General features: G+C 69.0%; 14 protein-coding genes and 3 pseudogenes. 10 read left to right on the top strand and 7 right to left on the bottom strand.

Annotated features, from left to right (window positions below):
* The first annotated feature begins 160 nt into the window (after positions 1 to 160).
* From ACFVYS_RS22445 to ACFVYS_RS22435, 3 genes and pseudogenes are all read left to right on the top strand, one after another.
* The gene (locus tag ACFVYS_RS22445) at positions 161 to 841 is read left to right on the top strand and encodes a hypothetical protein (RefSeq protein WP_389504520.1); all 681 of its coding nucleotides are present in this window, start codon (positions 161 to 163) and stop codon (positions 839 to 841) included.
* A pseudogene (locus tag ACFVYS_RS22440) lies at positions 841 to 1,158 on the top strand (hypothetical protein); the annotation flags it as partial. The gene ACFVYS_RS22445 and the pseudogene ACFVYS_RS22440, both read left to right, overlap by 1 nt.
* Positions 1,110 to 1,778 carry a sugar nucleotide-binding protein gene (locus ACFVYS_RS22435; protein ID WP_389504518.1) on the top strand — a complete coding sequence of 223 codons (669 nt, stop codon included), beginning with the start codon at positions 1,110 to 1,112 and terminating at the stop codon, positions 1,776 to 1,778. The pseudogene ACFVYS_RS22440 and the gene ACFVYS_RS22435, both read left to right, overlap by 49 nt.
* Before the next feature lie 137 nt (positions 1,779 to 1,915).
* Here ACFVYS_RS22435 and ACFVYS_RS22430 read toward each other — a convergent pair whose 3' ends face one another.
* The gene (locus ACFVYS_RS22430; protein WP_389504516.1) at positions 1,916 to 2,620 is read right to left on the bottom strand and encodes a hypothetical protein; all 705 of its coding nucleotides are present in this window, start codon (positions 2,618 to 2,620) and stop codon (positions 1,916 to 1,918) included.
* Here ACFVYS_RS22430 and ACFVYS_RS22425 point away from each other — a divergent pair.
* Together ACFVYS_RS22425 and ACFVYS_RS22420 are read left to right on the top strand one after the other, a co-directional pair.
* Positions 2,613 to 2,879, top strand: a complete 267-nt coding sequence (locus ACFVYS_RS22425; RefSeq protein ID WP_389504514.1) for a hypothetical protein — start codon at positions 2,613 to 2,615, stop codon at positions 2,877 to 2,879. The two genes, ACFVYS_RS22430 and ACFVYS_RS22425, sit on opposite strands and share 8 nt — an antisense overlap.
* Before the next feature lie 408 nt (positions 2,880 to 3,287).
* A complete protein-coding gene (locus tag ACFVYS_RS22420; protein ID WP_389504513.1) occupies positions 3,288 to 3,596 on the top strand; it encodes a hypothetical protein in 309 nt (102 codons plus the stop codon).
* Here the strand turns inward: ACFVYS_RS22420 and ACFVYS_RS22415 are convergent.
* Complete coding sequence (locus ACFVYS_RS22415; RefSeq protein ID WP_389504512.1) at positions 3,590 to 4,726, bottom strand: hypothetical protein; 1,137 nt, start codon at positions 4,724 to 4,726, stop codon at positions 3,590 to 3,592. The genes ACFVYS_RS22420 and ACFVYS_RS22415 overlap by 7 nt on opposite strands.
* Before the next feature lie 345 nt (positions 4,727 to 5,071).
* Between ACFVYS_RS22415 and ACFVYS_RS22410 the strand changes: the two are divergent.
* From ACFVYS_RS22410 to ACFVYS_RS22400, 3 genes and pseudogenes are all read left to right on the top strand, one after another.
* A pseudogene (locus tag ACFVYS_RS22410) lies at positions 5,072 to 5,272 on the top strand (NUDIX domain-containing protein); the annotation flags it as partial.
* Between the two features lie 14 nt (positions 5,273 to 5,286).
* Complete coding sequence (gene istB, locus ACFVYS_RS22405) at positions 5,287 to 6,003, top strand: IS21-like element helper ATPase IstB (RefSeq protein WP_389504510.1); 717 nt, start codon at positions 5,287 to 5,289, stop codon at positions 6,001 to 6,003.
* 30 nt (positions 6,004 to 6,033) lie between these two features.
* The gene (locus ACFVYS_RS22400) at positions 6,034 to 6,369 is read left to right on the top strand and encodes a hypothetical protein (protein ID WP_389504508.1); all 336 of its coding nucleotides are present in this window, start codon (positions 6,034 to 6,036) and stop codon (positions 6,367 to 6,369) included.
* 2 nt (positions 6,370 to 6,371) lie between these two features.
* Here the strand turns inward: ACFVYS_RS22400 and ACFVYS_RS22395 are convergent.
* From ACFVYS_RS22395 to ACFVYS_RS22375, 5 genes and pseudogenes are all read right to left on the bottom strand, one after another.
* A pseudogene (locus tag ACFVYS_RS22395) lies at positions 6,372 to 6,859 on the bottom strand (transposase family protein); the annotation flags it as partial.
* 120 nt (positions 6,860 to 6,979) lie between these two features.
* On the bottom strand, positions 6,980 to 7,474 hold the full coding sequence (locus tag ACFVYS_RS22390; RefSeq protein ID WP_389504506.1) for a hypothetical protein: 495 nt from the start codon (positions 7,472 to 7,474) through the stop codon (positions 6,980 to 6,982).
* 68 nt (positions 7,475 to 7,542) lie between these two features.
* On the bottom strand, positions 7,543 to 8,289 hold the full coding sequence (locus ACFVYS_RS22385) for a hypothetical protein (RefSeq protein WP_389504504.1): 747 nt from the start codon (positions 8,287 to 8,289) through the stop codon (positions 7,543 to 7,545).
* Between the two features lie 288 nt (positions 8,290 to 8,577).
* Complete coding sequence (locus tag ACFVYS_RS22380) at positions 8,578 to 10,221, bottom strand: peptidoglycan-binding protein (RefSeq protein WP_389504502.1); 1,644 nt, start codon at positions 10,219 to 10,221, stop codon at positions 8,578 to 8,580.
* Positions 10,222 to 10,576: 355 nt separating this feature from the next.
* Positions 10,577 to 10,831, bottom strand: coding sequence for an alcohol dehydrogenase catalytic domain-containing protein (locus tag ACFVYS_RS22375; RefSeq protein ID WP_389504500.1), 255 nt, complete (start codon positions 10,829 to 10,831; stop codon positions 10,577 to 10,579).
* A gap of 265 nt (positions 10,832 to 11,096) precedes the next feature.
* On the opposite strand from ACFVYS_RS22375, the gene ACFVYS_RS22370 reads away from it, so the two are divergent.
* A complete protein-coding gene (locus tag ACFVYS_RS22370) occupies positions 11,097 to 12,143 on the top strand; it encodes a GDSL-type esterase/lipase family protein (RefSeq protein WP_389504498.1) in 1,047 nt (348 codons plus the stop codon).
* Between the two features lie 398 nt (positions 12,144 to 12,541).
* Entirely contained in the window at positions 12,542 to 12,880 is a 339-nt protein-coding gene (locus tag ACFVYS_RS22365; protein WP_389504497.1) for a nuclear transport factor 2 family protein, read from the top strand.
* Positions 12,881 to 12,952: the final 72 nt, after the last annotated feature.

Genomic DNA, 12,952 nt, shown 5'->3' with positions numbered 1-12,952 from the left:
CCCGAGGCCACCGGGCCCGACCGCCTCGACGTCCTGACGGGCGAGGTGTCGCGGCCCGCGACGCTGGCGCAGATCCCGCTGGCCGAGCCTCCCCCGGCCGCTTCCGGCGCCCGGCACGAGCAACTGGTGGTGGTGCCCTACCGGCAGATCTCCGGATACGGTGCCCCTGTACGAGGCGCTGAGCCGGCTGCCGCGGGTGGCGACGCCCCTGTCTGGGGGCTCCTTCGACCAGGACGACGACGCCTACGCGCAGACGGTGCGGGAGGCGATAGGCACGGGCGCCAGCGCGAACTTCGTCATCCGGCGCTCCTTCGTCGCGGACATCACCGGCTACGGGCCGCACAGCGCGCTGGCCGTCTTCCGCCGCATGCTGGAGAGCGAGTCGGGCGCATACTGGACCTTCGTCATCCACACCGGCGAGCGCACCTTCGTCTTGGCGCGACACCGTGCCCGGCGACGACCCCGCCGCCGCCCTGGCCCGGGCCCGCGCGGCGGCCGACGCGCACCTGCGCCTGAACCTCAACGCGCCCAAGCGCTTCTCCGCCTGCCCGACGAGCTGAAGTACGAACTCGTCGCCACCCTCCTCGGGCAGAGCGTCCAGTTGGCAGGCCGCGGACGCCGCGGGCAGACCCACGTCGAGCTCCACTTCATCGACGGCGCCTTCCACGACCCCACCTGGGGATCCGACCTACCCACCCTGATCCGCGGGCTGCTCGAGCAGTCCCCGCAGGACGACCTCGCCCAGCTCGGCGCTTCATACACTGCCCCGCCTCACCCCGACCGGAGGTCATCTCAGTGTTCCCCGCACGGGTACTCGCCGTTGCCCCACTGGCTCTGGTGATGCTCGCCCTGTCCGGCTGCTCTTCCTGGATCTGCACCGACACGACGGCGGAGCGCGGTAAGGCAGGTGTCAGGGTGCAGGTCGTGGACACGGATGGGCGGCCTCTCGGCGTCACCGCCGCGGTCGTTGACTGGAGCCTTGAGCCCCACCCGCAGGTGCCCTCCGAAGGTGACCAGGTCCACTTCGGCTTCCGCTTCGACGGCGCCGATGAATATTCCGACCCCGCAGTGGACGCCTGCGCGGTCGACAAGGAGCGCGTGACGTCGGGGTGTCAGACGGTTTCCTCGTCCCAGGCGTTCGGGCCGACTGGGCAGTTACGGCACAAGGCCCGCTCCGGCTCGCCATGGTCGCAGCGAAGCGCGGAACCCGCATGGTCCACATGTCCACCGACGCGGTGTTCTCCGGTGCCGGCCGCGTCCACTACGACGAGTCCTGTCTCCCGGACCCCATCACCCCGTACGGCGCAGCCAAGGCAGCCGCGGAGACCGGGGTCCTCGCGGTGCACTCGAAAGCCGCCGTCGTCCGCACGTCGCTGATCATCGGCCACGGGCGTTCCGTGCACGAGCGCCTGGTCCACCAACTCGCCGCTGGTACGGTCGACGGAGCCCTGTTCACCGACGACATTCGGTGCCCGGTCCACGTCTCAGACTTGGCCGCCGCAGTGCTGGAACTGGCGCTGAGCAGCGCTGTGGGAATCCACCATGCCGCGGGAGCCGATGCCCTGAGCCGCCACGAACTAGGCGTCCTCATCGCAAGGCGCGACGGTCTCGACGCCTCCCGGCTGCCCGCCGGCCTCCGAGCCGAGAGCACCGTTCCCGGAGCCCTCGACGTGCGTCTCGACAGTCAGACGACGCAGCGGTCTTTGCGCACCCCCCTGCGCGGCGCCCGGGAGTTCCTCCACCTCCGGGAGGACGGGCGGCCCGGACAGCGTGGCTGAGACGATGGGGTACAGCAAGGCGCACGCGCGACTGGTCTGTAGGCGCGAGATACCGTTCCGTCATGCCATTGCGTTGGGACTGGCTTCGCCCCGTGGTTGCGGTGCCCTTCGTGCCGACCATCGGCCCCGTGCACCCGTCAGTCCTCACCATGGACCTCTTCGCAGACACCCTGACCGCAGCGACCACCGGCCGCTTCCTGCACTACGACAAAGACATCCGCTGGTTCAGCAGCAAGACCGAGACTGTCCTGGTCGCGGACATCGTCCACCGGCCGGGCCAGACGCTCATCCCCACCCTGCTGCAACGCAGCACCGCAACCATCAAGGTCCACGTGTACGCGACACAGCCCGACAGCGCGATCGTCGCCAGGGAGCTGGCCCATGACCTCGCCGCACGGCGCGGCGCCGCACAGGCGAAGATCATCCGCTTCGCCGGACCAGAGGTACCCGACGGACGCGGCACACGCATCCAGCTCAAGGACTTCACCACGCATCCCTGCCCGGCCCCCAACGGGCCCGTCCGCCCCTTCCACCAATGGCCCCGCCACACGCGCGCCAGCTTCGAAGACCTCGCCGCCGAACTGGCCGCAGACGGCTTCGCCTTCCTGCATCGCCAGATGCGCGACGCACGCGTGGGCCCGGTCCTCACCGCCGTCGTGGACGAGACGGTGGCCGGCGCCATCGGACCGATGGAAATCCGGCCCGACGCCATCGCCGTCCCCCAACTCATGCCCCAGTACTTCGGCGTCCGCAAAAGGTACCGAGGGACCGGGCTCGGCAGACTCCTGTGGCGAGCAGCCATGCACTGGGGCCAAACCCGGCTGGACCGCCGACATGGTCACCGTATGCCGCGCCTTCCACTGGATGGACCAGCCGGCCGTGCTGTCGCTGCTGGCCGGCTGCACGGCCAAGGACGCCGCGGTCGTCGTCATGGGGGACGGCAGCCCCTGGACGGCCCGCTCGGCCTGGACGGACGCCCTGCGGTCCCTCATCCAGAAATACACCGGCACCAAACGCCGGGCGGGCAAGGACAAGACCTACGCAGCCCACGACCGCCCCTACCGGGAGATCCTCGCCGAGTCCCCGTTCGCCGACGTCTAGGAACACACCATCGACGTCGAGCGGCCCTGGACCCCGCAGACGGTCATCGGCTACCTGTACTCGACGTCCTTCGCCTCCCGCCCCCTGTTCGGCGACCGGCTGCAGGAATTCGAGGAGCGTGCCCTCGCCCTGCTGACCGAACACACCGACGCGGGCGTACTGATCGAGCACGCGCGCTTCGACGTCCTGGTCGCCCGCCGCCCCTGACCCCTCCCCTGCAACGCCCTACTGGTGGGGACCCGCCGTCCCCGCCCGCCTCGATTCGCTGCCTGGAGGTTCGCCATGCCGATTCCCGCCCCGATGACCCTCAACGAAGTGCGCGCCTTCGTCGCGACGGCGTCCTGATACGCCCCGGGATGATTCCCGACGAGCTCCTGCAGTCCCGCCGCCCATCTCGTCGACGCCTGGATGCGCGAGCACTACGACCCCGCCCGGCTGATCGCGTACACCAACCAGACCTTCGCCCCCGACCTGGCCGGCCATCCGGGCCTGCTCGGCCTGTTTCACGACAGCGGGTTGCACGAACTCGTCACCCAGCTCCTCCATCCCGCCCTCACCGCCCCCGTCACCACGGAAGAGCGCGAAGTAGCAGGCCCCCAGGACGAGGGAGTCGAGCAGCGCGGACGCCCAGCTGCCGCCGACACCGGACTGCAACGACGCTGCAGGGCCGGCGCCGCGGTTCCGTGGCCATGCCGTCGCGCGGGCTGCGCCTACTGAAGTGACGGATGGGAGGTTGTACGTACAGTCCACGGTTCCTGGTCCACGCCCACTCCGTCCATCGTCATCCCCGCCAAGAGCCCCAAGGCCCCCGAGACCACGCCCAACACCAGACCGGCCCAGTACGGTACGACATCCAGCAGGAACGGGACGGCGAGGAGGGCGCCAACCGCCGCGACACGCAGGTGCGAGGCGTGCACCTGCGGGAAGTACCGCGACGGCCGGGGAAGCGGCGCGACGGCAAGCCCGGGGTCGGTCTCGCACAATGGTGCGGCACCATCGCGCAGATAGTACGCGTAGTCATCCTGCTGCATCTCGCCCCAGACCACGTGCCCGGAGTCGGAGACGAAGGCGACGGGGACCTTGAGATCCTTGTTCGTGCCCGCGATGTCACGCCATCGGGCAGGCCAGCACAACCAGCCGCCGTGGGAGACAAGTTGGGAAGCGGCATGGGTGAGGTGCTTGTCACCGACCTTGTCGCTTTGGGCGGCCCTCATGGCCCGGAGCCGGATAGTCCGTTGCTCGCCGGTGTCGCCCTCGTGAACCAACTCGACGCCGTAGCTGGTGGAGGCGGCGATCCTGCCGACACCCTGGCCCGTGGGGTATCGGTACATCTCCAGCACGGGAGTACCGAACCGGACGCGGATCGCGTGGACACTGCCCGCCGCCGCGTCCTCCTTGAGCATGCGTTGCGATCGACCGAGGTTGCTCTGGAGCAGAGCGAGATTGCACAGGGACAGCACGGCGCCGAGGATGAAGGTGAGCAGGCAGTACACGGCGCCGAGCTGTGAACCCCGGCCGCCGTAGGCGCTGTTGGCCGCCACGAACGGTGCCCAGACAGTGAGGTAGGCCGCAGCGACGAGCCCCCAGTCACGGCGCACCGCTCCCAGCTTGCCCGGGATCGTCTCCCGGGGAGGAGCGGTCGACGGCAGTAGCTTCACGAGGGGTGCTGACCGAGAGGCCATCAGCCAGCCCACCACGGACACCGCCGCCAGGGCAAGCGGCGCGAGAACGTCCAGGCGCGGGCCGTCAGCGTCGTACCGGATCGAGGCCGCGCCCCATGCGGCGGCTGCCGACAACAAAGCCGCCGCGCCCAGAGTCCTGGCGAGTGGGGTGGAAAGGTGCTGCATGCGGTCTCCCCCGACCTGAAACGAAGATCTTGTGGCGGCATGGAGATTACGCGCTGTTGATCAGCTGCCGGAAGGGTCGTGGACAAGTACCGTCGCTGCGCCGCGGAAGGTCTTCTCCCCATCTCTGAAGCCCTGGCAACCGCTCTGGCGCTGACGGTTGCTGGGGAAAGTCGATCTTTACCGAGATGCGGCGGCCTACCTCATGAGCCAGGGCCCAGCCCAGGTACTGCTCTTCGGCAACGGTGCCTACACACCATCGGACGTAGCGCGGCGAATCGCCGACGCCCTACCTCCTCTACCGCTAGCGTCGATTCCCTCGCCCTCCCCTTCAACCCCCCAAGGAACATGAGCGGACAACCGGCAGCACCCGTCATCGACACCCACGTCATCCTCCGCGACGGCGACAAGATCCTCCTCTCGCAGCGGGGCGGCCCCTACAGCTACGGACGCTGGCACATGCCGTCCGGAAAGCTCGATCAGGGCGAGCCTCTCCCCGAGGGCGCCGCCCGCGAACTGTTCGAGAAAACCGGCATCACCGTCGACCCGACCGACTGTCCGGCATGCTCGAAACCCTCGACGCCCGCCTCGCCCAGGGTCACGGCGGCGAACTCGGCCACCTCGACTTCCTCCAGGTCCTCTGCCAGGACGAGATCACCCGCCGCGAGACCGTGGCCTTCCAACGTCGGCTGCTGCGGGCGAAGTTCGAGCAGCAGGTCACCCTGGAGGAGTTCGACTTCACTGCCTCCTCGAAACTGCCCGCCGCCCAGATCCGCGACCTCGGCGCCCTCCGTTGGCTGCATGCCGGCGAGTCGGTCATCCTCTTCGGCCCGGTCGGCGTCGGCAAGACTCACGTCGCCCAGGCCCTCGGCCACCTCGCCGTCCGCCAGGGCGCCCACGTCCGCTTCGCCAAGACCAGCCGCATCCTTGCAGACCTCGCCGGCGGCCACGCGGACCGCACTTGGGAGAAACGGATCCGCGAACTGGTCCGCCCCGACGTCCTCATCCTCGACGACTTCGCGATGCGCCAACTGAACGCCACCCAGGCCGACGACCTCTACGAACTCGTCTCTGAGCGGCAGGGAAGGTCTCTGATCATCACCAGCAACCGGGCGCCCAGCGACTGGTATCCCCTCTTCCCCAACCCCGTCGTCGCCGAGTCCCTCCTTGACCGGCTAATCAACACCAGCCACCAGGTCATCATGAACGGCCCCAGCTACCGGCCGAACAAGCGACCCAAGAACCCCACCAGCAAGCCGGACCACCCCGAGATCAAGTAGCCGTCACCGCCCCCGGGGCTGGGGAATTACGTGAGCGTCCACAGATCGGATGCGCTGACAGACGCGATCCGTGCCCGGTGGGCTGAGGTTGAGATCGACTCGATGCACCGCAGTGAAGTGCGTAGTCTCATATGGCAGTTTGAGACGGAGAATGGCCCAGGTGAGGCGTATCTGCACGAGGACGGCACATGCCTGTACATGGACGTCTGGGAGGAAGACGCGATCTGGTTGGCGATCGTCTTCCGCGGGCTGACGCCCATGGGCGTTGACCTGGTGTTCTGCGATGAGGGCTACACCTTCGACGTTCATCTGCGGGCGGGCACGACCGAGGTCGAATTGACGGACCTGGTGAATGCTGCGGGTTGATCTCACCCCGCGGCGAGCTGGAGGACCAGGACGGCTTGGACGAGCCTCGTGATCCGGGTCGTCGAGCAGCGGAGCCTGCGGAGGAGTCGCCAGGACTTGAGGGTGGCAATGGCCTGCTCGACCAGTGCGCGGATCTTTGCGCGGGACCGGTTGACGGCCTGCTGGCCGGTGGAGAGGCTCTCCCATCGGCCACGGTAAGGGAGACGGACCGTGCCGCCTGCACCCAGGGGGCCCTTGTCTGCCCAGTAGGTGATGCCGGCCTCGGTGAGTGCCTCGATGATGCCGTGCTCGTGCGCGGCCCGGACGTCGTGGATGGCGTCGGCCAAGGCTGGTGAAGCCCACATCAGACGCCCTGCGGATCGGCTATGACCTGCACGTTCATGCCGTGCTTCTTGTGTTTGCCTGAGCAGAAGGGGTGGTCGGTGGCGATTCGGTCGATGGGCAGGAGTGTCCCGTCCAGGATCACGTACGCCTTCTTCGACGCCGCTCGTGCGGCTTCGGTGAACGGCGGCCAGCCGCCGAGGCGTTAGACGACCCGGTCGCGCGGCGCTTGATGACCATCCCCAGGGTAAAAGCGAACCGCAGTCACCGGTGTTCGCGCGCTGCGCGCTCAGGACGCGATGGAGTCGCCGCGGCCGAGGCCCATCTTGTGGGGGCGCCCCTCCAGCAGGAGCAGGGCGAGGGTGACGACCGGGTCGAGTGTGGCGTCGCTGTGCGTGTCGAAGACGCGGGCGCCGCCGTTGCGTCCGAACCGCTCACGGACACGCAGGACGGTGCGCTCGCCGACGGTCACCGTGAAGCGCAGCTTCGGCCACAGCCATTGGCGCTGGATGCGGTACTCCTGGGACCACAGTCGCACGGTGTTCCCGACACGCTCGCCCACCTGCTGCCTCTGCGGACTGTCGGCGTACAGCAGGGCCGACCCGCTGCTGAAGTCGACCTGCAGCCGGGGGTCTCCGTCAACCAACGTATCCGAGCCGCGCCAGATGCCCTGCCGCTCGTAGCCGGCTTGCATCGAGACCACCGACGTGGATTCGCCGGTGATGCGCAGTGTCGTCGTCAGCCTGCTCATTTCGGCCTGGCCCGGCCGCAGTTCGTCGGTCATGAGTGCCGTGCTCCCGCCGCTGGATGGGGACTGTGCTGCGGTGCGGACGATACGGGAGGTTCCCGCCGTCACTGCGGGGCCGGCCGGCCGGACAGGATCCGGTCGGGTACGTCGGCGGCCCGGGCCTCGCGACTCGCGTACACCCGCAGAGTCTCACCGTCCAGGACCACCTGGGGATCGGTCCATCTCTCATGAGGTCCCGGGATCAGCGTCTGGGTGGAGCCGTGGGCGACGTCGTGGATCAGCACGGAGACAATCCCGGTGACCAACAGACCTGGCCCGTACGACTGCCGGGGATGGTCGTCCGGACCCTCCGCCTGCACCACCAGAAACCTTCCGAGCCACTGCCCGTACGAATCCAAGCCGACTCCGGCGCCGACCGGGACACCGTCCACCCACAGCCGCACGGCCGACGCCGCCATGTCGTGCCAGAACACCGCGCTATGCCGGTCGTCGCCACCGCTGAACCGCACATGAACCTCGAAGTCGCCCCAGGAACCGTGGAATCCGCCGCAGGCACCCGGGACCGGCCCCTCACGCTCGCCGCGCGGAACCTCCTCGGCTACCGACGGCACAGCAGGATCCAGCCGGCAGACCGACGGCGCGCGGCAGGCACGATCAATGCGCCGCGTGCACCCAAACCCCGCCGCCGCGCAGTCGCGAGCGGACGCGGCGGACAGCAGGGCGACCAGGCGCTCCCCGTAGGCGTCCCGGCCGACCTGGCGCATCCCGTCCCGCGCTTGCTGCCACCAGACGAGCAGTTCAGTTGCCGGCGGCGACTGCCGCAGCCACTCGCCCCACGCCTCGTCCCACACCGCTGACACCTCCTCGCGGGCTCCCGTCACCCGGCCCGCCCGCCCAAGACCCAGCAGCAGCGACGCCCCGCCCTGCCCTCACCGCGTCGATCGCCGCAGGAGCCAGGGTTCCAGACAGGCGCCGTACCGGCGAACAGGTTTACGTCGACGCACCGGCTCGTTCACGGATCGCGACCGTGCCCCCTCCAGGCCCTCCGATGGACCCTCCATGCTCCGCACAGGCCACTCCCCCGTCCCACCAGTTCGGCGTCGCAACCGGTAGGACGGCGGGTAGGGGTCGAGAGCCGATCAGCGGACCCTGATGAAGACCACGTCGTAACCGCTGTTGGTGCCACGGGATTTGACGTAGACGCCGTCGCCGCCACCGTTGGGGTTGCTCGTATTGCCCTCGACGGTGGTGAGGGACGACCCGGAGACCGTCCGCACGATGCCTATGTGCTCGTTGCCGCCGGTGAAGTCGCTGCCGCCGTCCCAGTCGAAGGCCACGATGTCACCCGGCTGCGGGTCGGTCGTCACCGACAGGTGGTAGTTGCCGGCCCGTGCCTGCTTGACCCAGCCCGAGACATAGGAGTTGCGGTAGGAGGTGGCCCCGGTCTGCTTGGCCACCCAGCTCACGAAGGTCGCGCACCAGGCGTAGTTGCTGGTGGACAGCGAAAGGCCCACGGACGACCCGTAGCTGTTCGCGCGGGCGCTGCCCTCGACCGTGCCGGCCTCGGCCGCGGCCACGTCGAGGATCTTGCCGTACCCGCCGCCGGGCGGCGGCGACGAGGGCGGGGTGACCGCGCCGTACAGTGCCGCCTTGGTGTTCGGTCCCACATGACCGTCGACCGAGAGGCCCTTCTCGGACTGGAAGTCCCGGACGGCGCTGTCGGTGAGCGCGCCGAAGTCGCCGTCGACGGCGAGATCCGCACCGTGGTGGTTGAGCAGGCTCTGCAACTCGGTGACACAGCCGCTGCGTTGCCCCTGCACGATCTCGTTCGGGCACGAGGCGGAGCTCAGGTTGACCGGCGCGGGTGCACCGGCGCCCCCGCCACCGCCGATGTTCGCGTACAGGGCCGCCTTGGTGTTCGGACCGACCTCACCGTCGGCGGTGAGGCCGCTCGCGGACTGGAACGCCTTGACGGCCGACAGGGTCGCGGGGCCGAACTCGCCGTCGACGTCCAGTTGCTGGCCCTTGCCGTTCAGCAGGGCCTGCAGCGTGGCGACGCAGCCACCGCTCTCCCCCTCCACGATGTTCGCCGGGCAGGACGCCGACCTCAGGTCCAGGCTCGTCGACGGTGACTCGTCGGTGTCGTAGAGGGCTCGCTTGGTGTTCGCCCCGACCTGTCCGTCGGCCGTGAGACCGTGGGAGGACTGGAAGCTGCGGACTGCGCTCGCCGTCCCGGCGCCGAAATCGCCGTCCACGTCGACCGCGTAACCGTGGTGGCGCAGCAGCCGCTGGAGTTCGCTGACGCATCCGCCCTTGTCGCCCTGCACGACGTTCGCGGGGCACGAGGAGGACTGGAGGTTGATGGGTGCGGGCGCCGACCCGCCGGTGGCGTACAGCTTGCTCTTGGTCGCCGGGCCCACCCGCCCGTCCACGGCGATCGCGGTGGCGGCCTGGTACTCACGGACCGCGTAGAGCGTGCTCGGCCCGAACTGACCGTCCACCACGAGACCCGCGCCGTGCGCGTTGAGCAGGTTCTGCAGCTCCGTGACACAGCCGCTCAGCTGGCCCTGCACGATCTCGTTGGGGCAGGACGCGGACGTCAGCTTGATCGCGGCCGGCGCCGCCACGGCCGGTCCGGCACCCAGCACGATGCCGGCCGAGACCATCGCCGCGGTGGCTGCGATGGTCCCGATCCGGATCCGCCACCCTGTCGTGGAGCGGAGGGCGCCCCGGTGTCGTGTGTTCTCGTTCTCGGAGTAAGCAAGAAATGCGAGTCTTCCCATAGCTGCGGGCTGTCCCCTTCGTAGGTCGATCGACGTCGTCCGGCTCTGTCCGTCCCCTGGACCGGTGTTCAAGTGGCCCGCGGGGGGAAGCACGGACGGGCTGGGCTGGGCTGGGCTGGGCTGTGCAGGAGGTCGTACGGAGTGCCCGCACTGACTGCGCGGCAGGTGATGGGACGAGAGTGGGGCGTGCGGCGCGAGGACACCATCGGTATCGCGGAAATGACGTCATGACGGGACGTCCCCGGCCCTGACCTGCGTAGATGCCGGACCGGACGACGCCTCGGCGAGATGGCGACGGCGAAGGACAACCCAGGGGAAGACCGGCCGGGGAGCACCGGGCCGCGCCGCCGGGCGGTCACCGACACACACCAGGCGGCAGCGGCAGCACGCCGAGGAGCCGGTCCACGGGATGTGACGACCCGCCGACGGCTGTCCTGCACCGCATGGGCGACCCCGCCGCGCACTGCTCGCAAGTGCCGCAGCTGGCGAAGGTGAGGCAGGCCCGGTCACCCCGCGCGAAGCCGGCCAACTGCACGCCCACCGGCTCGACTCGGCCGCATTCGTGGCCGAAGAACATCGGGGTGAGCTGCCGGGGCCAGGTTTCCCGCATCGCCAGATCGGTGTCACAGATGCCGACCGCGGCCGTCCTCACCAACACCTCGCACGACCGCGGATCGCGGATCGGGGATCGTCGAGGTCCGCGTCCCGAACGGTGAACGCGGCTCCCCGTGCCAGGAGTTCTCAGTCCGGGCCCGTCCGAGTTCTTGACGTGTCAGCGACAACGGTGGCTTGATGGACAAACGCGCAGCCATGGGAGCGCTCCCATGCGCGTGCACCGCACTCCCGCTCCCGCCCCACTTCGGGAAGGACACCTCGTGCGCAGCAGACGCCACCCCCTACTCGCCACTTTCCTGGCCGCCCTGCTCGTCTTCGCCGCCGGTTTCGGCCTGGCCGGCGCCCCACCCGCCGCAGCCGCGACCCCGATACGGATCATGCCGCTCGGCGACTCCATCACCGGCTCCCCCGGCTGCTGGCGCTCCCTCCTCTGGAACCAGCTGCAGAACGCCGGCTACACCGACATCGACTTCGTCGGCACACTGAACGCCCAGAGCTGCGCCCTCACACATGACGCCGACAACGAAGGCCACGGGGGCTTCCAGGCCACCGCCACCGCCGACCAGAACCTACTGCCCGGATGGCTGGCGACGACCTTGCCGGACATCGTTGTCATGCACTTCGGCACAAATGACGTCTGGAGCAGCATCGCGCCGGACGCCATCCTCGCCGCCTACACCAAGCTGGTGGGCCAGATGCGGGCCAGCAACCCTGCGATGAAGGTATTGGTCGCCCAGCTCATCCCGATCAATCCGAGCAGCTGCGCCGAGTGTGCCGCTCGTACAGTGGCCTTCAACCAGCGCATTCCGGCCTGGGCAGATGGCATCACCACCGCGCAGTCGCCGGTGACCGTCGTCGACCAGTGGACGGGCTTCGACACGGCCACGGACACCTACGACGGCGTCCACCCCAACGCCGCCGGCGACGCCAAGATGGCGGCCCGCTGGTACCCCGCGCTGTCGGCCCTGCTCACCCCGGGGTCCCCGGGGGACCCCGGGGACCCCGGGAGTGGTGGCTGCTCGGCGTCCTTCCGGGCGGTGTCGGTGTGGCAGGGCGGATACCAGGGCGAGGTGACTGTCACCAACACCTCGTCCACGGCGGCGATCTCTTCCTGGGCGGTGAACCTCGTACTCCCCTCGGGCAGCCAGCTCACCCAGGTCTGGAACGGCACGCTGACCGGGACGAAGGTGCGCAACGCCGGGTGGAACGGCACGGTGACAGCGGGGGCGAGCACCACCTTCGGCTTCCTCGCGAGTACGTCGGCGGCGGGCACGCCTTCGGTGACGGCCACGTGTTCGGTGTCTTGAGACCGTCCGGTGGACAGCAGGACGAGCCAGCCGCACCGGGCCGATGCGATGGGCCGCCGCACATCGGCTACCGGTGAGAGACAACGGCACGATGAAAAAGACCGCTGAAGCAAAAGCAAACGCAATGCGCTTTGGGCCTGCACTCGTGCCTCCGCCGGAACGTCGTCCCGGCGGAGGCGCCCTTCGCCCGGTCGGCGCAGTTCTCCCGGCAGGGCCGACAACCACAACGGCGGGTGGCGTGAACTCGGGGGACCTGAAGCACCGGGGCACTGGCGGGTGACCAGGGCAGGAGACCGAGGGGGCGTGGACCGGGATTTGCGGCGATCTCGCCGCCACAGGGCGCGAAACGCGGTTATACGGTGGCGGAACAGGACCAGCCGTCCGACCGAGGAGCCCGCATGACCAACAGTCCGAAAGCCGTCGCCGAAGCGGCCTTTCAGCACTACAGGTCGCAGGACCGCGACGCCGCCTTCGCCCTCTACGCCGACGGATTCTCGTTCACCAGCCCCCAGGACGATCACATCGACAAGGCAACGTTCTTCGAGCGGTGTTTCCCGACCGCCGATCGGATGACGGAGCAGCGCCTGCTCCACGTCATCCCCGCAGACGAAGAACTTGTCTTCCTCCACTACGAATACGTGCTCACAACGGGCGACAGGCACCGCAACATGGAGGCGATCACTGTCAGGGACGGGCTCATCCAGGAGGTGCAGATCTTCTTCGGCGGCAAGATATGACGAGCCCGGCGGCCAACGACTTCGTCCACGGTAGACACGCTTTGTCTCTCCCCCAGAGACTGACTCCGAGTC

Origin of the sequence: Streptomyces sp. NPDC058295, from assembly GCF_042880655.1 — a bacterium.
GTDB lineage: Bacteria > Actinomycetota > Actinomycetes > Streptomycetales > Streptomycetaceae > Streptomyces > Streptomyces coriariae.
This window is presented reverse-complemented; position numbering and strand designations above follow the sequence as displayed.